The following is a 23717-nucleotide window of genomic DNA, read 5'->3' as shown; positions in this document are numbered from 1 at the left end:
AGCATAGGCCAATGGTTGGCTGTGCATGGAGTGATCGAAAGGGTCAGCGCATGCCCGCGTACGGGGTGACCGGCTCGATCGGCATCGGCAGGTTGCCTTGCCATTCATCGAAGGTGTAGCGCAGGTACAGCAGGGCACGGCTGGGGGCATAGCCTTCGCTGTGCTGGAAGGTGATGCCCGAGCCCAGCACCAGATGATCGGACAGTCTGCGCTCGACCAGGGCTTGCAAGCGAATACCGACACCATTGCTGCTGCTGGCCTCCTTGGTCAGGCTGGCGTTGCTGTCAGTCTCGAATCCGTCGGCATCGAGCCTGGCCAGCAAACTGTCGACGGGCTCAAGTGGATACAGATCGCTGGCACGGGTTTTCGAATAGGACCAGCCGATGGAGCTTTCCAGCGTTGCCGACCAGTCGGCGTTACGCCAGGCGTAGTTCAACGGCACCCCGATCGAATAATACTGCTGCGGGCTGTAGTAACCGCCTTGCCCCAGCGTGTATTCACTCAGGTCCTTGTCATAGCTCCAGGACATCAGGGTCAGACCGGTACGCATGCGTTCATCGGCGGTGTTGATAAGCCGGTAGTAATAGCCGCCCATGACAGACAGACGCTGGTTGTCGACCACATTTTTGCCACGCAGCCAGTGCGCGCCCAGGCTGGCCCAGATCCCATCCACGCCGCCTTCGTCATGGCTCAGACCCAAGGTCAGGCCATTGCTGGTAACTGCGCCCCAGCGAGTGCCGGTCAGTGGATCGACGGCACCGGCATAGGACACCACCGAGTTGCTCATCGGCCGTCGCGAAGCGGTCAGGGTCCAGCCCACACTTCGCCAGTCGCTGCTGTAACTGACGCCACCCAGCCAGTTGCCGATTTCGAAGCCTTGCGGGGTGTGACCAAGATCGACGGCCCATTGGGCGCTCTTCCAGCCGACCGCAAGGCCTGGGCCGCTGGTGCTTTGAGAGGTGCTGGCGCAGCCGTTGGTGACCAGCGCACAAGTCCCGAACGCTTCTCGGTGCCGGCCATTGGCATCAGTATCGAAGTCGGTTGCTTGCAAGTCGACCTGTTCGGCCTGGACAAAGCCTTGTCCTTCGGCAAACGGCATATCGATGCGCAGAATAGTGGTTTGTGTGGTCAAGTCGGAAATGCCCGAGTCACCGTTATCAGTGCGCCAGGCAAAGTCCTGATAGAGGTTCACAGTCGGATTTTGCTGTTGGTACAGCTCATCGACATCACCGCGCAGGCTGCGCAGCATCCAGTCATCACTGTCTTTGGCGCGGCTGGCTTCGGTCATCGCGACGTTGTCGCGCGGGGGGGGCTGTGCCGATGTGGTCAAGCCTGCAGCTGCCATGCTGCGGGCATAGTTATCCAGGGCCTGTTGCGGGTGTTCCTTGGCCATTAGCCGTGCAGCGTCGCGGTAGATCAGCGGATCGGTCTGCGGCGTTTGCAGCAGCTGGGCGTACAGGGCGTTGGCCTTGCCCGGCTCACCGACCGAGGCCCAGGCATTGGCCACGCGCCGTTGCCAGCCTGGCGTAGGGGCAGCGGGAGACTTGAGTTTGGCCAGCGCCTCACGGGCTTGAGGTTGGCGAGCGGTAGCGATCCAGGTCTCGATCAGACCCAGTTGCGCGTCGGCCTCCAGTGGTTGTTGCTTGAGCACCTGGCGGTAGTAGTGTTGCGCCTGTGGGTAATCTTCGCGCTGGAACGCCCAGTCGGCCAGCGTCGACAGGTCATCGACGGTCGGTTTGCGAAGCAGCAGGGCAATGGCTTCGGGCTCGCGGCCGTCAGCGCGCAAAGTCTGCGCCTGTGCCAGCACCTGTCGACGTTCGACCCGGGTGGCCAGTTCGCGCATGTTGTCGGTCCGGCCGGCCTCGGGAATTTGCCCCAGGCTGGCGAGCACCTCGCTGTCGCGGTTTTCGGTGGCCAGGTACAAGCCGTGGGCGTAGCGGGCTTCAGGGTTCTGGCCCTGACGCAGCAACAGCTGGCGGAACGCGTCGTCGGCTTCGCCCGGTTTGCCCAGGGCAAGTTCGGCGGATGCCAGGCGGTAAGCCAGCCAGGGATTGTCCGGGTCCAGCGGGCGCATCTGTTTGAGCAACGGCACCAGTTGCGCCCAGTCCGAGCGCTGCGTCGCCGCGTCAGCCTTCAGGCTCAAGCGTTCAAGTTGAATGCTCTGACGCAAGCGGGTGAATTCGACCTGATTGCCGGTGGGCAGCGTATCGAGAAAAGCTTCGGCCTTCTCGCTGGACTGGGCTCGGTACAGGCGAACCAACCTTCGCACGGCGCTGGCATTGTCCGGCTCCAGCTTGCGTACCTGCAGCAGCAGCGCCTCGGCGGCGATGTCGTCCGATTCGGCGATGGCGACATCACTCAGGCCAATCAATGCGTCGGTATTGTCGGGCTTGAGTGCGCGGGCTTGGGTAAACGCCACACGTGCGGCGGGCAAGTTTTTGGCTTTGAGCGCCAGTTCGCCTTTTTGCAGCACCATCCACAGGCGCGAAGCGTCCTGCAGGTCTCGCCATTGGGTGATGTAGAAGGTGTCCTGCTCAAGGCTCAGCGCGCGGCCGAAGGCCTCGTTGGCCGCCGTGTATTGGCTTTGGCGCATCAGCGAAATGCCCAAGGCACCGTGCAGGCTCGGGTCTTGGGGGTAGGCCTTGAGCGAGCGACGCAACATGGCTTCAGCGCCGACTGGATCGGCATCGTTCCTGAGCAGCGCTTTAGCTTTGCTACCGGCTACCCAGGCGGGGTCGGCAAGCAGCCGACGTTGTTCGGCCAACCGCCTGGCGGCTTCTTTGGTCAGCGGTGAATAGGGGTAGTAGCCGGCGAATGCCTGCCAGGCCTTGGCCGTTTCCGGGCTGACCGGCAGCGTTACCAGGTATTTGTATTCACGGTCGGCCGCACTGGCGCTTGCCAGCGGATCGGCAGCCAATTGGTGCAGCACCGCCAGGGCTTCGTCATCGCGATCTTCGGCGAACAACAACCCGACCAGCAGCTGACGCAGGCTGGCGCTACCCGGGTAGTTGTTGTCCAGGTTGCGCGCGGCAGCGATGGCTGGCTGCCGCTGGCCGGGCAGACGGCTGCGGATACTCCAGTACTCCACGGCTGAGGCAAGGTCGGGTGGCTCATTGCCGAACAGCTGCTCGTACGCTGCGATGGCTTCGCCGAAGCGCCCGGCCGCCGCCAGCAAGCGAGCCTGCTGCAAGTCTCTGACACCGCTGGCGCTCTGCAGTTTGACCAGCGCCAGGCCTTGGCGCAGCGCAGGTGAGCCGGGGGCCTGCTGGCGCAGGCGGGTCAACAGTTGTTCGATCCATTGCGCATTTTGGGCCGGGTCCTGCCGGGCGGTACCTGCGCGCAATGCCTGGCGGATCTTGCCGACCAACACTTGCGGGTGATCGGGGGCGATCAGTTCCAGGCGCGCCAGCGAATCATTGATCAGCTCCTCACGGAACATCGCCTCGCCAACGCGCATCTGCTGCAGCAACCATTGTTGCTGCGCCTGTTGCGTGTCCGGGGCTTGCGCCGCCAGTGCCGAGGAGCACAGGTAAAGGCTGGACAGCAGCGTGCCGCAAGTCAGAAGTGATCTCAGCGTGGATGTTTTCGCCGCCGTTTTTCGCAGGACTAGCCTTTGCATGAACCCTTCCAATTTGGCACTAGCCGTCCGTCCTTATCGAATCGGTAACGTTGCTCGTCCCAGCCTTGGCCGAACATCAGCAGCGACTGGTTGTAATAGGCGTCTGCCAGCGGCGGGGCCTGTTGCACACGCTCTCGCTGAACGGCAGCTGCTGCGTTGGCGCCACTGGCGGACAGCAGTGGCAGCATGGCCGCGGAAAAACCGACTGGCCCGGTTCCAGCGGCGATGCCGCTGACACTGTTCACGCGTTCGGGCACATAGCCCAGTCGAGTGGTCGCCTCAAGCATCGGTTTGAAATGCGCCAGCAGTTGCGTGCGGCCGGGAGCGTTCTCGGCCAACATGCCGAGCCACAGGTAAACACGGATGGCGTCATAGCTGCCGTCCGCGCCCTTGGCGTCCGGGCCCCAGCGCTGGCCGGCCTGCCACATCAGCCAATCGGGCGCGAAGCCTTTGGGCGAGGTTTCAACCAGCATTCGCCGGGTGTTGTCGGCCAGCTCTGCCCAGACCGGCGCCTCACTGGAAAACCGCGCGAGCAATTGCAGTGGCAGGTAGCTTGGATTCAAGCGCACGCCCTCGGCGGACTGGAAGCCCACATCGCCCGGCAGCAACATCAGCCCCAGGCCAGGCAGCTTGTGCAGAGTTTGCGCCGCGCTGCGCCAGAGCAGATTGCGACCTTGAGTTTCGAGGTCCGGGCGTTGCCACAGTCGCGCGGCTTCCAGCAGGCTGTAGGCGATCCACAAATCCGCGTCGCTGGCATTGTTGCTGTCCAGCACCTGCCACTGTTCGTTCTGGGACTTGCCCCATTTCCAGGCTGGCAGATGACTGTTCAAGTCGCCTGCGGCCAGGTTGTTGCGGGTCCAGGCCAATAGCCGCTCGAACGACTTGCGGTCGTTGGCGACCAGGGCGAAAAACAGCCCGTAGCTCTGGCCTTCCGAGGTGCTGATGCGCTGCTCGGAGGACCCGTCGATGACGCGCCCGTCTTCGCTGATCATCGCCTGCTTATAGCGTTCCCAGGCCGGCCACGGACAATTGCTTGCCGCCGCGTGTGCTGGTTGCAGCGCAAGCGCCACAACCAGCGGCAGGCCTGTCAGGCAGGCATTCGCTGCCCGCTTACTCTTCATAAGCCAGACGACGACGTGCCGCCCACTGCAGGACTCGCCAGACCAGGAAGGCAGTCAGCAATACGCCGGTTGCGGCCATGAAGGCCAGCAGGATCGGGTGGTCCGACAGCTTGAACCAGAGCATCAACCACCACGGCAGATGGCCGACGTAGTACGGCTCACCGACCATCTGGCTGCTCACGCCACTGCTGCGGATCAGCACCACGGAGCCAGCCACGGCGTCCATCTTGCCGCTGTCGGCGAGGGTCTCGCGCAGCAGCTGGTAGTCGGCGTCCTGGGTGGCCAGCAGCGCAACGATACTGCGCTGCTCATGGAACGGTGACTTCATGCCGACCATGGCTGCGATCGGGCCTTTGGCGGATACCTCGACCCGGTTGGCGGCCAGGTTGCGCTCGTCGCCGTATTGCCGCTGCGGTACTCCGGTGCGGCCGGGCTGAGTATTGCTGGCCTGCAGCAGCCAATCGCGGGAGCGGTCGAGCAGCAGGTTCAAGTCACGGTTGTCACGCACGTCCGGGGCCAGTGCGCCGAGTACCAGCAGGTCGGCATCGAGCCTGGCAGCATCGCTCCAATTATCGCTGACCTGCAGACCGAAGGCCGGCAGGCCGGAACGTGCGGAAATACCCGCCACCGCCTCCAGGTAAGTACTCAGCTGAATGGCCGACGGTTGTGGCGGCAGCAGGATCATGGTTTCCGACAGGTCAGCCATGCGGCTGTAAGGGAAGCCACTGCGGGCGAAGGTCTTGAGGTCGGGCATCGCAATGTAGTGGTGATAACCGGACAAATCGATGCTGGACTGGTCGTCGATCACAGCCTGGGTGTCGACCGGCAGCGAGCTCTGGCAACGGTCGCGTTGAGAACTGCTGGCGGTGCTGGCAAAGCTGAAGTTGAAGCTGAGGGTGTTGCGGTCACCGATTTTCAGGGCCGGAACCGACAGGCGCTCATTGGTGTTTGCCGATTCGCTGGAGAGTACGGCCAGGCGCAGTTCATCCAGTCGGCTGTTGCTGTTGACCAGCAGTGGCAAGCTGGTGATGAATTGGTTGTTCAGGCTGATGTTCAGCCGTGAGCCGTCATTGGCCGCTGCCGGCGGTGTGTAGCGGTATTTGGTCTGCAGCGGGATCCCCTGGTTACGCCAGACGAACAGGTCCGGCGGCAGGTTGATGTCGAGGCTGATCGGCAACGGCTGTACGCCGCTGACGCGCAACTGCTCGGGGTATCTGACCAGCTCGGCGAATCGTACCGGGCGGTCAGTGCGCATCCAGTTCGGTGCGTCGTAGGGTTTTCGCGGCAGGATCTGCTGGACCTTGTCGACGGTCACGCGGGAGCCGCGAAACAGGTCGCCACCCAGCGCCAATGCCTTCACCGCGGTGATCAGGTCGGCCTCGTTACGGCCCATGACCAACAGCACTTTGCTGTAGCGGTTGTCGGGGTTGTCGATGATCTGCACCACCGGTGCATCCACTGCCGGGAATGTTTTCAGGTCGGCGAGAAAGGCTGGACGATGATCGTTGGTGGCGAAGACGATCGAAGGCAGAGCCTTGTCCCTGGCGGTGGCGCCCGGCAAGTGATCGAAGGCTACCGGGAAGCGGGTCCCCCGCCAGCCGGCCTGGCTGCCGAAATACGACGCGAGGATACCGGCCGCGCGCTGCGCTTCCAGGGTCGGGTTCGCGGCGAAGATCATGTTCAGTACCGGGCTCTGGTAGTCGCGTGCGTCGAAGAACGGCAGCGGGAACCAGGCCAGATCATTTTCCGCGCTGAGCGCCTGCTCGGTGACCGAAATATGGCTGACGCGGCTGACGTTGACCCACAAGGCGCTGTTCGACGGCTCTTCACAGATGTCGGTGTAGTGCCCGACGAATTCCAGGCGGACCCGGTTGAAGTCACTGATCAGGCGAGGGTCGAGCGCCACCGGTTGAGTGACCTTTTTGCCCAGCTGGTCTTTCTCGATCGGCAGCACATTCATCAACACATCGTTGAGGTAGATGCGCAGGTGCGACAGGGTCGGGATCAGCGCCGGAGACGGGGTGTATTCCAGTTGCAGCTTCGCATCGCTGGCGATGCGGTCGCGGCGCATGGTGAATTCGATCTGATCGGTGTTGTTCGTGCCCAGCAACAGGCTGTCAGCCGGGCGCCCCAGCTGCGCGAAACTGCGCTGTACCTCCCAGCTCGGCATTACCGATGTGGCCGCAGCGGGCTCCAGCACGGGGGCTGCCGCCGCGGCTGGCTGAGCCTTCAGGGTCTGCGCCTGCGCACAACCAACGGCCAGCAACACCAGGCATGCCAACAAGGAATTTTGGAAATAGCGGCTCATGATGCGCTCACCGGACGAGAAGAAAGAGAAGAGGCAGCCTTCGGAAAGCGCGGTACATAGCTGATCACCCATGCGCCCAGGCGCACGAATGGAGAGGCCAGCTTGAAGGTCCATGCCGGCAGGTATTCGTAGAGGCGGTAGTAGCCCATGGTGCCCAGCTTGAGCACATCGATGAAGCTGCGCAGCGGCCGATCCTGGATGAAGTCTTCATTCCAGTTCAACCAGGCATCGGCACGGGCGAAGGTGCACTGTACGTAATCGATTTTTTGCTCGGCGGGCAGGTCCTGCAGGCTCACACCGACAAAGTTCTTGTGGCTGCGGCTGACGAAGCAGGGGAACAGAAACTCTCGTTGACCGCGTTGCATCAGCAGCGACACGCGGCTACCGACCGGCAGCGACAGCACCACTTCCAGTTCGATACCGGCCCCGCCGTCGGAGTAGTCCACCAGCATGCCAGGATAGAAATGGCCGTTCTCCAGCCGAATGGCGACCGGAAGACGCGCCTGGACCCGGTGCGTTTCCCGGACCTGACGAACTTCTGCAGCGATGGCCACCGCGGCGCCGACAATCAGCAGGTTGTAGATCACCCACAGGCTGCTCACCAGGACGGTGCCGATCTCGTTGGCGGGGCCGTAGATCAGGCGCCAAACCGCAAAACCCAGGCCCACGATGTTGAGCAGTGCGAGCACCAGATAAGGCTGCGCAATGCGCCAGTCGAACTGGTTCTCGGCCATCAGGCCGCCTTTGGCGGTGACGTTGAACTTGCCTTTTTTGGGATTGAACAAGGCGACGGTGGTCGGGCGGGCGATGTACCAGGCCAACACCGTTTCATAGACTTCACCCCAGAACGTCAGGCGGTGTTCGCCCTGCATGCGGGAGTTGGTCAGGCTGGCATGCAGCATGTGCGGAATCACATACAGGACGATCATCATCGCCGGGGCGTAAATGATGTAGGCATGCAGCAACAGAAATGCCAGAGGCGCCGTGAGGAACACCAGGCGCGGCAAGCCTGCCAGGAAGTGCATCATGGCGTTGGCATAGCAGATCCGTTGGAAGATCGTCAGGCCCTTGCCCAGCAACGGGTTGTCGGTACGGAAAATCTGCGCCATGCCGCGCGCCCAGCGAATCCGCTGGCCAATATGCGCGGACAGGCTTTCGGTCGCGAGCCCGGCGGCCTGAGGGATGCGCACATAGGCCGAGTTCCAGCCGCGGCGGTGCAGGCGCAGAGCGGTGTGAGCATCTTCAGTCACGGTCTCGACGGCAAAGCCGCCGATGTCGTCTATCGCCGAGCGGCGCAATACCGCACAGGAGCCGCAGAAAAACGCGGCGTTCCACATGTCGTTGCCGTCCTGCACCAGGCCGTAGAACAACTCGCCCTCGTTCGGCCGCTGGCGGAAGGTGCCGAGGTTGCGCTCGAACGGGTCCGGCGACAGGAAGTGGTGGGGCGTCTGCACGAGTGCAAGTTTTGGATCGCGCAGGAACCAGCCGACGGTCAGCTGCAGGAAGGAGCGGACCGGTACATGGTCGCAGTCGAAAATGGCGACCAGCTCACCGTCGAGCTTGAGCAACGCCTGGTTCAGGTTGCCGGCCTTGGCGTGCTTGTTGTCCGAACGCGTGATGTAGTTCACCCCGGCCTCGGCGGCGAACAGGCGAAATTCCTCGCGCTTGCCGTCGTCGAGAATCGAGATTCGCAACTTGTCATGGGGCCAGTCGATACCCAGCGCTGCGTACACGGTGCCGCGCACAATCGACAAATCTTCGTTGTAGGTCGGGATCAACAGATCGACCGTTGGCCACAGGCGGGTATCGGCCGGCAATTGCGCCGGGATGCGCTGCAAGGGCCAGCAGGTCTGGATGTAGCCCAGCAGCAGTACCAGCCAGGAATAGGTTTCGGCAATCAGCAGCAAGACGCCGCAGGCCAGGTCCAGCGGGGCTCCCCAGTTCAGTGTCGAGGTATAGCGCCACCACAGGTAGCGGCAGGAAACGATGATCGACAACACGATCAGCAGCAAGGTCGGGAACCGCCCGGGAACGCGGCGAACCACCATAGCCACGGCCCAGAGCAAGAATACGAACATCAATTGCGAACCGTAACCGAACGGCTCGGTGATGCACACCACCACCAGCACCAGGCCGACAGCCGCGCAGATATAGTTCAGCCAATGCTGTTGGCGAGGGCTGAGGGTCTGCCACCATTGCTTGCCGGCATGCACCGTTTCGCTGTCTTTCGCCTGCTGCGGCAACCCGTTGAGAAACAGGGCCGCGCGCTCCCACAGCCGGAGGTTGGACTGGCCCAGGTCCTGAACCCATTGCGGTTTGCTTCTGCGGCGACGTTCAGGCATGGGCCTTGCCACCAGCAGCCACAGGCTTTGCAGGGCGATACGCAGCGGGTCACCCACACTCGGTGCCTTGTTGGCCAGGTGCGGGTACCAGCGTTGGCGCTGCTCCAGCAGCGGCTGCCAGGCGGACGACTCAAGGCGCAGGAACATCCAGGCCAACGCGGTCAGCGTCGCCAGCAAGAACGCCGTCGGTGGGTAACAGTCGTACCGTCGACGCAAATGCATGTAGGGGAAAATCCGCGCGATCATTGCGCCTCCCGGCGTCGGGTCAGGCACCAGGTCGCCAGGCTGAGGGCGTCCTGGGCAGACAGGCTGCTGGGCGCGTATTGGCCGACCGGCTGTTTGAACGCCAGGGCTTCGCGCAGGGCTTCGTCGCTGTGCACGGTAAAGGGCAGCAGGCGTGAGGCCAGATGCTTGCGCCAAATCAGCAACAAGTCGCGCTGCAACTGGCTGCCGGGGTCGAAACGGTTAACCAGCAGCGGTGCCGTGCCGCCTTCCTGCAGCATCAGTACATGGCAGGCGGCGTCGGCTTCGATTACGCGGATCGGGAACAGGCACGGGCCGATCGTTGCGTGCCCCGGTAAGCGCTGGGGCAAATCGAACAACACCCAATCGTAGTGCGCCGTCAGGCTTGCCTGGCGGCGTGCCCAAAGCTTCGGGTTGTCGAGCAGCTGCTGTTCGATACGCATGGATTCTTGCCAGGACAGGCCGCCATAAGGCAACAGGTCAAGCGTGGGTGCCAGGCTCCAGGCCTGGGCATGCCAATGGTCGCCATCGAGCATGGCGCGCGCCCAGCCGAGCTTTTCGCTGGCGACCAGATTGAAGTGCAGGCGCAGCAGGTTTTCCGGGCACATATCCACCATCAGTACCCGCTCCCCGAGCGTGTGCAGCGCATAGCCGACGGCCGCCAGAACCGAACTGGTCCCCACGCCGCCGCGCACGCCACGCAGGCTCAACGCTGTCACTTCAGCGCTCCGAACTTGCCCTGTCGGATCGGCTGGACCACCGGCAAAGGCGGCTCGGCGGGCGCAAGCGTTGGAAAGCTGAACTCGTTGAGCAGCGGCCAGCGGCGCATGGCGCGGCTGAGTTCCAGTTGCGCCGAAATATCGACGTATTCAAGCGCGGGCAGCTTCAGCTCGACCTTGAGGCGGGCGATGTCATCGGCGCGTTCGGTGCGTGACAGCGCTTGGTTTTTTACTGGAATCTTTGCGGGTAAGGTAGCCATGTACCCTTCTCCTTGACTCGAACATAAGGCTTGCCGGCATAGTCGAGTACGACTGCTCCGGCGTTTTCCGACACCACCGGCGTTTGTGGCAGGTTGGCGAGCAGGGTCTGCCAGTCGGGGCTTTGGCCGTCAGGCGCAGGGGGCGACGCGTACAGCCGCGAAATGATTTCCGAGAGGGCCAGGTAGCTGCTCGGCTCAGTGACATGGACCGGCCCGCTGCGCGGGTTTTTGCCCATGCCCACCAGCTTGATGCCCACCGGGACGTGGGTGATCGAAGGGCTCGGGATCTCGCGCATGCCCGAAATCTGCATCCGGTCGCCATGCAACGCCGCACCGTGCTCCGGCACGATCACCACTGCCACCCGGCGACCACTCTTCTCCAGTTCCTTGAGGAAGATATCCAGGTCCGTCAGCAGGGTTTGCGCTCGCGGCTTGTAGTCGGCACGCTGGGTGCCGCCATCGGCGGTCAGCGCGCGGTTGCCGTCATGCAAGGTGGTGGTGTTGTAGAACAGCGCTACGCGCGCACTGTTCTGGCTTTCCCGGTGTTCCCACCATTTGTCCAGCACATCACGGTCACGCCAGATTGGCGAGCCGTCGAAGGCGACCAGTGCGCGCTGCAAATCGGAGGTGCTGACAGCCGGCGCCGGCAGGGCGCCTTGGGCGCGCACTTCATTGATGAAACCTTCAAACTGACCGGTATGGTTGAGCATGACTTCGTTCTCGTAGCCCAGCTTGCGCAGATCGTCCATCAGCAGGCATTGCTCGGGCGCCATCCCGTACAACTGGCTGTGCGATTGCTGGCCGCAACTGGCGCGCAACAGCCGAATCGCCGCCGGGCCACTGTAGGAGGTAGCGGAGTTGAAGTTGTCGAACACCACGTCCATCTGGGCCAGCAGGGCGTTATCGCGCAGGCCGACCGTGTCCAGGTCATCCCAGGCCAGTGAGCAGATGTTGATCAGCAGCAGGTCGAACGGCTGGGCCGTGGCGTCTGCCGGCTTGAACTCGACATGGCGCGCGGCTTCGGTGTCATAAAACTTTTGCAGGTAGGCCTCCAGCGTCTTGCTGTCCGGTTCGCCTGCTATGGTGGCCTGGACAGGCGTGGCCGACTGCGCCAGCGACTGCGTGGGCACTTGCAAGGCCAGCAAGTTGCTGGCGCCCAGCCAGGCAAGGGCGGCCAGGGTGAAGGTGGTGAGCCGCAGCCATTGATAAATGAAAAAGTACGCGACTACCATCAGCATCAGCGCGCCGCACAGGTTCCAGTCGATAAAGCGGCCGGCCAGCTCAAGCAGGTACTCCGGGGTGAAATTCAATACCCCGGGCTGGTCGAGCAGGCGGCTGAAGGGCGGCAGCCAGGTGTCCTGATAAAGCAGTGCCGCGCCCGCCGGAACGGCGATCAGCGTGCGCAGGGCGGCCAGGTAGCGCTGGCGCAACGGAATCAGCAGCACGGCGGCGAAGACCAGATTGGGCAACACCTGCAGGTTCAGGTAGCCGCCCCACAGCAAGGCCAGCTTGATCAGAAAATACAGGTTCCAGCGCCCCAGTCCCGGCCAGGTCCAGGCGTTCTGTCGAACGGGCAGGGGGACGTCGAGTTTTTCAAACCGGCTCATCGGAATCACTCGCAGCAGGCACGCGCCGACGCACGCCACAGGGCTTCAAATAACGGGGTGACAGGTGTCGCTGGGACCAGCGCTGAAGACGCTGGTGAACAGCACGCAGCAGCAGGACCAGGGCCACGGTCATCAGGCAACTGGCCGCGATGACTTGCAGCAGTTGGGAGTACATCATGGGCACGGCTCCGACAGCGGCAGGCTGATGCGTTGCGGGGTGTAGCCGGTGCGGGCAATCGCTTGGGTCAGGTCATCCGTCACTTGTTCGCTGGCGATGCGGTACGCCTCGGATTGATGTGGCGCGTCCAGGAAGGCCTGGCGAGGCAGGTCATCGACTGTCGACAGGGCGCTGAACTCGCTGAAAATATCGCGCCATGGCAAGCGGCAGATGTTACCCAGCGCGGGCTCCAGTCCATCGGCACGGCAGGCGAACAGAAACAGATAGAAATACCCGTCCAGTACGCAGGCGATGTCGCCGAAACGGCGCAAGGTGATCTGGTTCAGGTACTGATCGATGTCCAGGTCACCGCGCGGGCGTAACCGCAGCAGTTGGTGGGTGACTTCGCCCGAGGCACCGCTGTAGACCTGATCCAGCGTGGTGATGAATGCCAGCGGGTCCAGCAAGCCACGTTGGGCAGGCGGGTGCAGGCGATCGAACAGCATCTCGACGTTGGCCACCTGGCGATGCCGCCAGACCTGCCCCTGAACGCTGTCCACCAGGCTCAGGAAATGCGCCAGTGGTGTCTTGAACGGCACAATCAGGTTGGCGCCGCAGGCCAGCAACAGGCGCTCGTCGCGGTAGCGCAGGCACGGCTCCATTTCGCGCACGATGATCTTCAGGGCAACGCCGCAACGCTCGCGCAGCGCGTGCAGACGACGGGCCAGTGGCTCGACTTCCTGGTTGCTGTCCAGCGCCATGATCACGCTGGCAGCCCGCGCATGACCCGCCTGCTCCAGCAGGTCGTCGCGATGCTCGAACAGCCGCCATTGCTCGGAAAGCGGCGGTGCGCCTTCGAGTACCGAGCGCTGGGTCAAGTAGATGCGCTGATCGTCGGTCCGCGTCTGCGGCGGGCTGGATAGCTGCGTGACGCTCAAGCCGAAGACATCATCTTCAAGCTCAAGATCGAATGCCTGGGCGGCGCATACACCCAGCTCGCTGTGCCAGAAGTTCAGTTGGTAGCAAATGCTGCCGTCGCGACGGTAAAGCTGGGCGAGCCCGGAAATGTCTTCATTGAGGGCCAGCAGGCATTCATGCAGTGCAGGCGCCTGGCCGTGGCAAAGCACCAGCAAGGTGCAAGCGCGTTCATCGAGCCATTGGCGCATGCCTTCAATCCAGCGTTGCAGCCGGGCGCGGGAGAGGTTTTCCAGGTGGTTGGCAGCGAGCATCAACACCAGGCAACTGCCTTGGCGAATGTTGATACGTGACAGATCCGTGGTGAAGGCATTGAAGGCTGCCGGTATGGCGGTGTCAGCGGGCACCGAAAACATTCTCAGCGCACCGGGCCCGGCATCGCTGGCCATGGAGTCGACCACCGAGGCAGGGTCCTGGCCGCAGCAGATCAAAGTCGCTGCGTGGGATTGCTGCAGTGCCGATAGATACTGGCGGGCAAGCAGGGTCGCATCGGCCGGCTGATCCAGCACGACCCAATACAGGCCTGCCTCTCGCAGGCGTATTTGCTCATCCTGCAGATGCCGAATGGCCAAAGTGACATGACTCAAAACCTGCTACTCCACCTGATCCTAATGCATAGGACGCGCCGGGCTGGTTGGCCACCGTGCGAGCCTAACGACAAGAAAAACATCCAATGTCTGCGCAGAGCCGCACGACTCCGCGGGCGGGCAGCAGGGTTCACGATTGGCGTTAAAACGTCCGAATAGGGCGAAATCTGTCGCGAAAAATACCCGCGGGTGAGGAAATCAGCGGTTCCTGCCTAGACGAGTGTGAGCTTTTTATTAGACAGATTCGACCTAAATCACACAGAAGTTATTGCGATGCGGAATGGCGCGCAATGTGTGATATCAGGCTGATGGTGTCAATATTTTGGACGTCAGCGCCATTTTTTTTCAGACGAACGGTCATTGCCTGTAAAGATCGTCATAAAAATGACGCCATGCTCAGCTGTTCGTTGTCACTCTACCGGTGCGCTGCCCATGCAAAGAACTCAAAGCACTTCCTTTGAATCGGCGGCGGATTCTACGTGTTCGCATTCATCAAGGAATGACCTGGAGCAGCCTTCCGTCTGGTCGCTGAGAAAATTCCGACACGAGGAATCGAACGAAATATCGATATTCCTTATCGATATTTAAAGTAACTCTCTTATTCCTATACCTTGCAGTTCTGCGTACTTGCCGACCAATCGGCGCGCCGCACGAAATGAACGACCACGGCAATCCCGTGGATTTCTGATCGTTGCGCGCACCTTGGCGCGCACTGCGTGGGAGTGAATCAATGTCTTTGGCCTCAGTTTCCTTGGCTGCCTCTGAAGGTGCAGCGCAAGCGTTCGAAGTACGTCCATTCGCAGGCAGGGTTGGCGCCGAGATCATCGGCCTCGACCTGTCCAAACCGGTCAACTCCGTAGACTTCGCCCGTATCCACCGGGCGCATCTGGATCACCATGTGCTGGTGTTCCGCGACCAGCGCATCACCCCCGAGCAGCAGATCGCTTTCAGCCGCCGTTTCGGCGTATTGCAAATTCATGTGCTCAAACAGTTCCTGCTGACGGGGCACCCGGAAATCCTCATCGTTTCCAACATCATTGAAAACGGCCAGTCGATTGGCCTGGGCGATGCGGGCAAATTCTGGCATTCGGACCTTTCCTATAAAGAGCTGCCGAGCCTGGGGTCGATGCTGCATGCCCAGGAGTTGCCGAGCGAAGGCGGCGATACGCTGTTCGCCGATCAGCACAAGGCCTGGGACAGCCTGCCCGAGGCCCTGCGCAAAGCCGTTGAAGGCCGCAGCGCCGCGCACTCCTACACCGCGCGTTACAGCGAAACCAAATTCGAGGGCAACTGGCGTCCGACCCTGACCGCCGAGCAATTGGCCCAGGTCAACGAGGTCATTCACCCGGTGGTTCGCAAGCACCCCGAAACTGGCCGCAAGGCCCTGTTCGTCAGCGAAGGCTTCACCACCCGCATTGTCGGCCTGCCGGAAGACGAGAGTCGCCCGCTGCTGGCCGAGCTCTACGCCCACAGCATTCGCGAAGAGAACATCTACCGCCATCAATGGCAGCCCCATGATCTGGTGTTCTGGGACAACCGCTCGCTGATTCACCTGGCGGCCGGCTGCCCCAACCACCTGCGCCGCAAACTGTTTCGTACCACGATCCAGGGCGACGCCCCGTTCTGATACCCGACTTTTTTCAGGAGCTTCATCATGTCCAAACGCAAATTCGTTGTGCCGGGTCTCAACCGCGTGGCCGCTGCCGTGGGTTTGAGCCTGAGCGTCCTCGCCGGCAGCCTGGTGGCGCCGGCCGCCGCCCATGCCGAAGGTGAGATCCGTATCGCGGAACAATTCGGCATTGTTTACCTGCTGCTCAATGTGGTGCGCGATCAGCAGTTGATCGAGAAGCACGGCAAGGAGGAGGGCATCGATATCAAGGTCGACTGGACGCAATTGTCCGGTGGTGCGGCCATCAACGATGCGCTGTTGTCCGGCTCGATTGATATCGCCGGTGCCGGTGTCGGCCCGCTGCTGACCATCTGGGACCGTACCCGGGGCCGGCAGAACGTCAAGGCGGTCGCTTCCCTCGGCAACTTCCCGTATTACCTGGTCAGCAACAACCCGAAGGTCAAGACCATTGCTGACTTCACCGAACAGGACCGCATTGCGGTGCCGGCGGTCGGTGTCTCGGTGCAGTCTCGTTTCCTCCAGTATGCGGCAGCCAAGCAGTGGGGCGACCAGGAATACGCCCGGCTGGACAAATACACCCTGGCCGTCCCGCACCCGGATGCGACCGCCGCCCTGCTGGCCGGTGGCACCGAGTTGAACGCGCATTTCTCCAACCCGCCGTTCCAGGATCAGGCGTTGGCCAACCCGAATGTGCATGTGGTGCTCAACACCTATGACCTGCTCGGGCCGAACTCGCCGACGGTGCTGTTTGCCACCGAGAAATTCCGCAAAGACAACCCCAAGACCTACAAGGCGTTCGTCGAGGCGTTGGCCGAAGCTGCCGAGTTTGCCCAGAACGACAAGGGCGCGGCCGCCGACACTTATATCCGCGTGACCAAGGCCAGGATCGATCGCGAGGCGCTGCTGAAGATCATCGACAGTCCGCAGTACGAGTTCAGCGTGACGCCGAAGAACACCTACCCGCTGGCTGAGTTCCTCTACCGGGTCGGCGCGATCAAGCACAAACCCGAATCGTGGAAGGACTACTTCTTCCAGGATGCCAAACCGCTACAAGGGAGCTGATGGTCATGAATGCGCCCTTGCAAGGCCACACGGCCAGCAACCTTCACGCCGCAGTCGCCACTGGCGCGCTGCTGCACGTCGACAACGTCAGCCTCGAATACCGCACGCCGCAGCGCGTGGTGCGGGCCACCCACGAGGTGAGTTTCGAAATCGACCCGGCGGACCGCTTCGTGCTGCTCGGGCCGTCGGGCTGCGGCAAGTCCACCTTGCTCAAGGCGGTGGCCGGCTTTATCGCCCCGACCCAGGGCGAGATCCGATTGCAGGGCAAAGCCGTTCACGGCCCGGGCCCTGATCGCATCGTGGTATTCCAGGAGTTCGACCAACTGCCGCCCTGGAAAACCGTCAAGGAGAACGTCATGTTTCCGTTGCTGGCATCACGCACGCTCAAGCGTGCCGAGGCCGAGCAACGGGCGCTGCACTATTTGGACAAGGTCGGCCTGACCGGCTTTGCTGATGCCTACCCGCACACCTTGTCCGGCGGCATGAAGGCGCGCGTGGCGATTGCCCGGGCACTGGCGATGCAGCCGAAGATCCTGCTCATGGACGAGCCGTTCGCCGCGCTCGATGCGTTGACCCGGCGCAAGATGCAGGAAGAGCTGCTGCGCTTGTGGGAGGAGGTGCGTTTCACCCTGTTGTTCGTCACCCACTCGATTGAAGAGGCGCTGGTGGTGGGCAATCGCATCCTGCTGCTGTCGCCGCACCCCGGCCGCGTGCGTGCTGAAATCCACAGCCACCAATACGACCTGCAAAGCCTGGGCGGCGCCGGCTTCCAAGCCTCGGCGCAGCGCATCCATCGCTTGCTGTTCGATGAAGAACAGGGCGCCGAGCCTGCGCAGGCGCTGGACTTCAGCGATATCCGAATCGCTTATTGAGCCGAGGAGCCTTACCCGATGAAAACGACACCCTCGGTCCGTGTGGAATATGAGGTGGCCCTGGAGCCGCTGCTGTCCGTGCCGCTTGAGCGCGAGTTGCCCCTGGCTCAGCGCCTCTGGCAACATGGCTGGCTGCGCAAGAGCCTGATCCTGATTGTGCTCGCCATCGCCTGGGAGGCGGTGGCCCGTTACCAAGCCAACGACCTGTTGTTCCCAAGCTTTCTGCAAACCGCCAGCGCCCTGTACGACGGCACACTCAGCGGTGAATTGCCGGCCAAGGTCGGCGTCTCGCTGGTGGTGCTGCTCAAGGGCTATGCGCTGGGGATTGTGCTGGCGTTTGGTCTGACGACACTGGCGGTCTCGACCCAGATCGGTCGCGATGTGCTCAGCACCCTGACCTCGATGTTCAACCCGCTGCCTGCCATTGCCTTGCTGCCGTTGGCCTTGCTCTGGTTCGGCCTTGGCGAAAACAGCCTGATATTCGTGCTGGTGCATTCAGTGCTGTGGGCCCTGGCGCTGAATACATACGCGGGCTTTCTGGGCGTTTCGGAAACCTTGCGCATGGCCGGGCGTAACTATGGCCTGCGGGGTCTGCGCTTCGTGTTGCTGATTCTGGTGCCGGCGGCGCTGCCATCGATCCTGTCGGGTCTGAAGATTGGCTGGGCCTTTGCCTGGCGCACATTGATCGCCGCCGAGTTGGTGTTTGGCGCCACCAGTGGCAAGGGCGGGCTGGGCTGGTACATCTTCCAGAACCGCAACGAGCTGTACACCGACAAGGTGTTCGCCGGGCTGGCGGTGGTCATCCTGATTGGCCTGCTGGTAGAGAACCTGGTCTTCAACACCCTGGAGCGCGTGACGGTAAAACGCTGGGGCATGCAGCGCTGATTGCCGAGAGGCCGTGGTCTTGAGAGGATTGCGCCTGGATCAATCTTTTCAAGACCAAGAGTGTGCCCCATGCAGCTTCCCGACCTGAACCTTCTGGTAGCCCTCGACGCCCTGCTCGATGAGGGCAGTGTGGTCGGTGCCGCGCGGCGCATGCACCTGAGCCCGGCGGCCATGAGCCGCACGCTCACGCGCATCCGCGAAGCGGTCGGCGACCCGATACTGGTGCGGGCCGGGCGCGGGCTGGTGCCCACCCCCAAGGCGCTGGCCCTGCAAGCTCAGGTGCGATCCTTGGTGGAGCAGGCCGGGCAGGTCTTTCGCTCGGCAGAAGAGGTGGAGCTGGCAAGCTTGACCCGGCGCTTCAACGTACGCGCCAATGACGTGTTTGTCGGCGCGTTTGGCGGCAAGCTGCTCGCCGCCATGGGCCGGCAGGCGCCCAATGCCGAGCTGCGTTTCGTGCCCGAAGGCGAGAGTGATGACGAAGCCCTGCGTGAGGGGCGGATCGATCTGCGGGTTTGCTCGGTGCGAAACCTGGGGCCGGAAATCCTCACGCAGACACTGTTCAACACCATGTTCGTCGGCCTTGCGCGGGAGGATCACCCGATATTTGCCGAAGACCTGAGTGCAGAAAGCCTCTGTCGCTATGCGCACATCAGCGTCTCGCGCCGCGGCCGGGCACTGGGTCCGATCGACACATCACTGGCGGCGATGGGCCTGACGCGACGCGTCTCGATGATTTCCCCCAACTTCCATTCGGCCATGTTTACCCTGCAGGACTCCGACTTGATTCTGCCGCTACCGGAGCTGGCGCTCTGGGGCGCGCCACAGCAGGGGCTGCGCTTGCGTGCCTTCGCCTTGCCGCTGCCGCTGGAATCGGTGGTAGTGATCCAGGCCTGGCATCCGCGCATGGACAAGGACCCCGCCCACCGGTGGCTGCGCCAGACCCTCAAGGCCTGTTGCGACGAGCGTTCGCGGGCACCAGGGGTGTGAGGTGCCATCGTTGCGTCGGACGCAATTATTAGCTGCAGATAAGTCAGTTTTCGTAAGCTCTCCAGCTTTTTAGACTGTCCGGGAATCTTTTCTCCGGAGTCTTTGATCATGAGTTCGCTTGCTGCCACTGGCACGCCGACCGCCATCGCCGGCAAGCCCGCCGTGCCGGCGGCTTTAGGCATGCGCATTGGCGTGGGGCTGACCGGAGTGTTGTTGGCGGTATTGTTGTCCGGTTTCAACGAAATGGTCGGCAAGGTAGCGCTGGCCGATATCCGGGGTGGCCTGCACCTGGGGTACGACGAGGGTACCTGGCTGATCGCCTGCTACAGCGCCACGTCGGTGGCGGCCATGGCCTTCGCGCCGTGGTGCTCGGTGACCTTCTCGTTGCGGCGTTTTACCTTGTGTGCGATCGCCGCCTTTATCCTGCTGGGCCTGCTGACCCCGTTCGCCCCGAATCTGCCCAGTCTGTTGCTGCTGCGCACCTTGCAGGGCCTGGCGGCGGGCAGCCTGCCGCCGATGCTGATGACCGCCGCGCTGCGTTTCCTGCCGCCCAATGTGAAGCTGTACGGCCTGGCCAGTTATGCGCTGACGGCCACCTTCGGGCCGGGCATGGGCACGCCGTTGGCGGCTTTCCTGACCGACCAACTGGGCTGGCACTGGACCTTCTGGCAAATTGTCGCCCCGGGGCTGCTGGCCATGGCCGCCGTCGCCTGGGGATTACCCCGGGACCCACTGCGGCTTGAGCGCTTTCGCCAGTTCAACTGGCGTGGACTGCTGCTCGGCCTGCCCGCCATCTGCGCGCTGGTGATGGGTCTGCTGCAGGGCAACCGGCTGAACTGGCTGCACTCGCCCTTGATCAGCTGGCTGCTCGGCGGCGGACTGGTGTTGATGGTGGCGTTTTTGATCAACGAATGGTTTGCGCCGGTGCCGTTCTTCCAGTTGCGGCTGCTGGCCAACCGCAATCTCACCCACGCCTTGCTGACCCTGGGCGGGGTGTTGGTGGTGCTGACCGCGGTCATCATTATCCCGTCCAGCTACCTGGCCCAGGTTCAGGGTTATCGGCCGATACAAACCGCACCGATGATGCTGATGGTGGCCGTGCCGCAACTGTTGGCGCTGCCGTTGGTGGCGGCGCTGTGCAACCTGCGCTGGGTCGATTGCCGCTGGGTGCTGGCAATGGGGCTGAGCCTGTTGGCGCTGTCGTGCTTGGCCGGCTCCGGGCTGACCTCGCAGTGGATTCGCAACGACTTCTACCCCTTGCAGCTGCTGCAGATTTTCGGCCAGCCGATGTCAGTGATTCCCTTGCTGATGCTCGCCACCGGTGGCCTGGCACCGACCGATGGGCCCTATGCATCGGCCTGGTTCAACACCGTCAAGGGCATGGCGGCGGTGGTGGCCGCCGGGGTGCTGGACGCCTTGACCACGTCGCGCCTGCACTTTCATTCAACGATGCTGGTCGATCGCCTGGGCAACTCGCCGTGGGTTGACGGCGACCCGACCGTGCTGGCCCAGCGCCTGCATCGCCAGGCTGTGGTGTTGACCAGTGCCGATCTTTACTACGTCATGGCCTGGGTGGCTGCGGCGCTGATTCTGTTGATTCCTTGGTTGCCGACGCGTGTTTATCCGCCGCGCGCACCTCAGTAGCCCCATTGCCAGAGACTTTTTCCATGAAACCATCACGCACTTTAACCCTCACGGCAGTGGCCGCATTTTCCATCGCACTGCTGGCTTCGGTCATGGGCGCCAAACTGGTCGGCGGCACCCGCCAGAGCACCGACGATGCCTATGTGGCCGCCGACTTCACGCTGGTCGCGCCCAAGGTTGCCGGCTTTATCAGCCAAGTGCTGATCGAGGACAACCAGCGGGTCAAGGCCGGGCAGTTGCTGGCGGTGATCGATGACCGCGACTTGCGCGCGGCGGCCAGTGCTGCCCATGCCAATGCGCTGGTCGCCAAGGCGCGCTTGCAAGATGCGCAGAACACCCTGGAGCAGCAATCCACGATCATTGCCCAACACCAGGCCGGCCTGGCTGAAGCCCAGGCTGCGCTGGATTTTGCCAAGCGCGAACTGACCCGCTACGACCACCTGGCCGGCAATGGCGCTGGTACGGTGCAGAACGCCCAGCAAGCCCGTACCCGCGTCGAGCAGACCACCGCCCGGCAGGCCAGGGCCAGCGCAACGCTGGCGGCGGCACGTAAACAGGTGGACATCTTCACCGCCCAGCGCGATGCCGCTGCCGGCAGCCTGGAGCAGGCCGAGGCGAATCAGACCCTGGCCGACTATCAGCTGTCGTACACGCGCATCGTCGCGCCGTTCGACGGCATGGTCGGCGAGCGTGCGGTGCGGGTCGGGGCTTATGTCACGCCCGGCAGCAAGCTGTTGGCCGTGGTGCCGCTGGACAAGGCTTACGTGATCGCCAACTTCCAGGAAACCCAGCTGACCGACGTGCGCGTGGGCCAGTCGGTCAGCCTCAGCGTCGACACCTTCCCTGATGCTGCCTTGCTCGGGCATGTGGAAAGCATCGCCCCGGCCACTGGCGTGACCTTCGCCGCCGTGCGCCCGGACAACGCCACCGGTAACTTCACCAAGGTGGTGCAGCGCATTCCGGTGAAAATCAGCCTGGATGCCAACCAGCCGCTACTTGGCCACCTGCGTGTGGGCATGTCGGTACAAGCCGACATCGACACTACCAGCGCCGCGCCTGAGGACTTCAGGAAAGAGGTCAGCCAGCGATGAGAACCTTTGCATTGGCGATGGCGGCAATCACCCTGAGCGGCTGCACGTTAGGGCCTGACTTCAGCGAACCGAGCGCTGCGCAGCCCGACCAATGGCTGACCACCCAAGGCGATCAGGCCGCCAGCAAACCGGTGGATCAGGCGCTGACCGAGCGTTGGTGGAAGGTGTTCGGTGACCCGCAACTGTCGGCGCTCAGCGAGGAGGTCATCGCTGGCAATCTCGACTTGAAACTCGCCACCTCAAGGCTGCAACAGAGCCGCGCGCTGTACCAGGTGGTGACGGCTGACAACGCCCCGGACCTGTCGGCGGCCGGTGGTTACAGCCGGCAACGACGGTCTGCCAAAGGCCTGAGTGACCCTTCGGGAAATAGCGGGCGTTCGAACTTCAACCTGCTGGAAGGCGGCTTTCAGGCCGCTTGGGAAGTGGACTTCTGGGGCCGTTTGCAGCGCCAGACCGAAGCCGCTGATGCTGCGCTGGAAGTGGCCGAAAACGATCGCCGTGAAGTACTGCTGAGCCTGCTCGCCGAAACCGCTCAGGACTACCTGCAGCTGCGCGGCGTGCAAAGCACCGAGGCCATTACCCGCGAGAACCTGGAAGTGGCGCGCCACAGCCAATCGCTGACCCAGCTGCGCTTCAATGATGGCGTCGCGACCCATCTGGATGTAGCCGAAGCCGCGGCGCAGGTCGCCAGCATCGAAGCACGTTTGCCGCCGTTGGCCCAACGCGAAGCCCAATTGATCAACGCCCTGAGCCTGTTGACCGGCGAGCCGCCGCGCAGTCTGCAGGCGCGCCTGCAACCTGAGGCACCCTTGCCGCAACCGCCTGCGCAAGTCAGCCGCGGCCTGCCGTCGGAGCTGGCCGAACGGCGCCCGGATATCCGCCGCGCAGCGGCTCGACTGCACCAGGCCACCGCTAGCATTGGCGTGGCGAAGGCGGACTTTTATCCGCGCATCACGCTGTCGGGCAGCCTCGGTTCGCAAGCCTTGCAGCTCAGCGACCTCGGCTCCTGGGGCTCGCGTCAGTTTGCTATCGGGCCGCAGTTCAGCCTGCCGCTGTTCGATGGCGGGCGCCTGCGCGGCACCCTGGCGTTGCGCGAGGCCCAGCAGCAGGAAGCGGCGCAGGTTTACCAGCGCACCGTGCTGGGTGCCTGGCATGAAATCGATGACGTGCTGACCTTGTACAACAGCCGCCAGCTGCGCCGCGATCACCTGACCGAAGCCGTGCGCCAGAACCAGATCGCCCTGCAGACCGCGCAACGCCAGTACGTGGAAGGGGTGGTCGACTTCGTCAACGTACTGACCGTGCAGAGTGCGTTGCTGGCCAGTCAGGAACAGCTGATCGACAGCGCCGCTGGCGTGTCGCTGGCACTGGTTGACCTCTACCGCGCACTCGGCGGCGGCTGGCAGTCGGTGTACCCGCTGACTACCGCCCAGGTAGGAGTCGGGCTTGCCCCAATGCCAGTCAGTTAAGGGATGAACCGCCGAAATCCATGTAGGAGCGGACCTGGCCGCGATGGGCTGCGAAGCGGCCCCGGCGATTCCGAAACCGCCCGCACTCCCAAGGCTTGTCGTTGATATCACCGGCCTCGGGGGCTGCTGCGCAGCCCAT

16 protein-coding genes and 1 pseudogene are annotated in these 23717 nt (G+C 63.0%); 8 read left to right on the top strand and 9 right to left on the bottom strand.

Going from position 1 to position 23717, the window contains the following annotated elements; genetic code table 11:
- Positions 1-43 precede the first annotated feature (43 nt).
- From bcsC to bcsE, 9 genes are read right to left on the bottom strand one after another with little or no spacing between them, the layout of a single operon-like run.
- Complete coding sequence (gene bcsC, locus GUY40_RS23440) at positions 44-3619, bottom strand: cellulose synthase complex outer membrane protein BcsC (protein WP_166571291.1); 3576 nt, start codon at positions 3617-3619, stop codon at positions 44-46.
- Positions 3607-4740 (bottom strand): cellulose synthase complex periplasmic endoglucanase BcsZ, encoded by a 1134-nt coding sequence (gene bcsZ, locus GUY40_RS23435; protein WP_166571290.1) that lies wholly within the window; start codon positions 4738-4740, stop codon positions 3607-3609. Before bcsZ ends, bcsC begins: the two co-directional genes overlap by 13 nt.
- Positions 4730-7048: a cellulose biosynthesis cyclic di-GMP-binding regulatory protein BcsB gene (gene bcsB, locus GUY40_RS23430; RefSeq protein ID WP_166571289.1), complete on the bottom strand. Its 2319-nt coding sequence runs from the start codon at positions 7046-7048 to the stop codon at positions 4730-4732. The genes bcsZ and bcsB overlap by 11 nt, the downstream gene beginning before the upstream one ends.
- On the bottom strand, positions 7045-9636 hold the full coding sequence (gene bcsA, locus GUY40_RS23425) for a UDP-forming cellulose synthase catalytic subunit (RefSeq protein ID WP_166571288.1): 2592 nt from the start codon (positions 9634-9636) through the stop codon (positions 7045-7047). Before bcsA ends, bcsB begins: the two co-directional genes overlap by 4 nt.
- Entirely contained in the window at positions 9633-10352 is a 720-nt protein-coding gene (bcsQ, locus tag GUY40_RS23420; protein ID WP_166571287.1) for a cellulose biosynthesis protein BcsQ, read from the bottom strand. Before bcsQ ends, bcsA begins: the two co-directional genes overlap by 4 nt.
- Entirely contained in the window at positions 10349-10612 is a 264-nt protein-coding gene (gene bcsR / locus GUY40_RS23415; protein ID WP_166571286.1) for a cellulose biosynthesis protein BcsR, read from the bottom strand. Before bcsR ends, bcsQ begins: the two co-directional genes overlap by 4 nt.
- Entirely contained in the window at positions 10582-12219 is a 1638-nt protein-coding gene (bcsG, locus tag GUY40_RS23410) for a cellulose biosynthesis protein BcsG (protein ID WP_166571285.1), read from the bottom strand. Before bcsG ends, bcsR begins: the two co-directional genes overlap by 31 nt.
- Entirely contained in the window at positions 12206-12397 is a 192-nt protein-coding gene (gene bcsF / locus GUY40_RS23405; protein WP_166571284.1) for a cellulose biosynthesis protein BcsF, read from the bottom strand. Before bcsF ends, bcsG begins: the two co-directional genes overlap by 14 nt.
- Positions 12394-13938, bottom strand: coding sequence for a cellulose biosynthesis protein BcsE (bcsE, locus tag GUY40_RS23400; RefSeq protein ID WP_166571283.1), 1545 nt, complete (start codon positions 13936-13938; stop codon positions 12394-12396). The genes bcsF and bcsE overlap by 4 nt, the downstream gene beginning before the upstream one ends.
- Positions 13939-14668: 730 nt before the next feature.
- Between bcsE and GUY40_RS23395 the strand changes: the two genes are divergently transcribed.
- The 8 genes and pseudogenes from GUY40_RS23395 to GUY40_RS23360 all read left to right on the top strand — a co-directional run bounded on the left by GUY40_RS23395 (position 14669) and on the right by GUY40_RS23360 (position 23578).
- Positions 14669-15565 (top strand): TauD/TfdA family dioxygenase, encoded by an 897-nt coding sequence (locus GUY40_RS23395; RefSeq protein ID WP_166571282.1) that lies wholly within the window; start codon positions 14669-14671, stop codon positions 15563-15565.
- 27 nt (positions 15566-15592) lie between these two features.
- Positions 15593-16630: an ABC transporter substrate-binding protein gene (locus GUY40_RS23390; RefSeq protein WP_166571281.1), complete on the top strand. Its 1038-nt coding sequence runs from the start codon at positions 15593-15595 to the stop codon at positions 16628-16630.
- 5 nt (positions 16631-16635) lie between these two features.
- Positions 16636-17502: an ABC transporter ATP-binding protein gene (locus GUY40_RS23385; protein ID WP_166571280.1), complete on the top strand. Its 867-nt coding sequence runs from the start codon at positions 16636-16638 to the stop codon at positions 17500-17502.
- Positions 17503-17520: 18 nt separating this feature from the next.
- Positions 17521-18387: an ABC transporter permease gene (locus GUY40_RS23380; RefSeq protein WP_166571279.1), complete on the top strand. Its 867-nt coding sequence runs from the start codon at positions 17521-17523 to the stop codon at positions 18385-18387.
- Between the two features lie 69 nt (positions 18388-18456).
- Positions 18457-19374, top strand: a complete 918-nt coding sequence (locus GUY40_RS23375) for a LysR family transcriptional regulator (RefSeq protein ID WP_166571278.1) — start codon at positions 18457-18459, stop codon at positions 19372-19374.
- A gap of 108 nt (positions 19375-19482) precedes the next feature.
- Positions 19483-20760 (top strand): annotated as a pseudogene (locus GUY40_RS23370) (MFS transporter); the annotation flags it as partial.
- 281 nt (positions 20761-21041) lie between these two features.
- Complete coding sequence (locus GUY40_RS23365; RefSeq protein ID WP_166571276.1) at positions 21042-22109, top strand: HlyD family secretion protein; 1068 nt, start codon at positions 21042-21044, stop codon at positions 22107-22109.
- Positions 22106-23578, top strand: coding sequence for an efflux transporter outer membrane subunit (locus GUY40_RS23360; RefSeq protein ID WP_166571275.1), 1473 nt, complete (start codon positions 22106-22108; stop codon positions 23576-23578). The genes GUY40_RS23365 and GUY40_RS23360 overlap by 4 nt, the downstream gene beginning before the upstream one ends.
- Positions 23579-23717 lie beyond the last annotated feature (139 nt).

Source organism: Pseudomonas sp. R5(2019) (genome assembly GCF_009905435.1).
GTDB lineage: Bacteria > Pseudomonadota > Gammaproteobacteria > Pseudomonadales > Pseudomonadaceae > Aquipseudomonas.
Note: the sequence above shows the minus strand (reverse complement) of the source record. Positions and strands in the feature narration are given on the sequence as shown.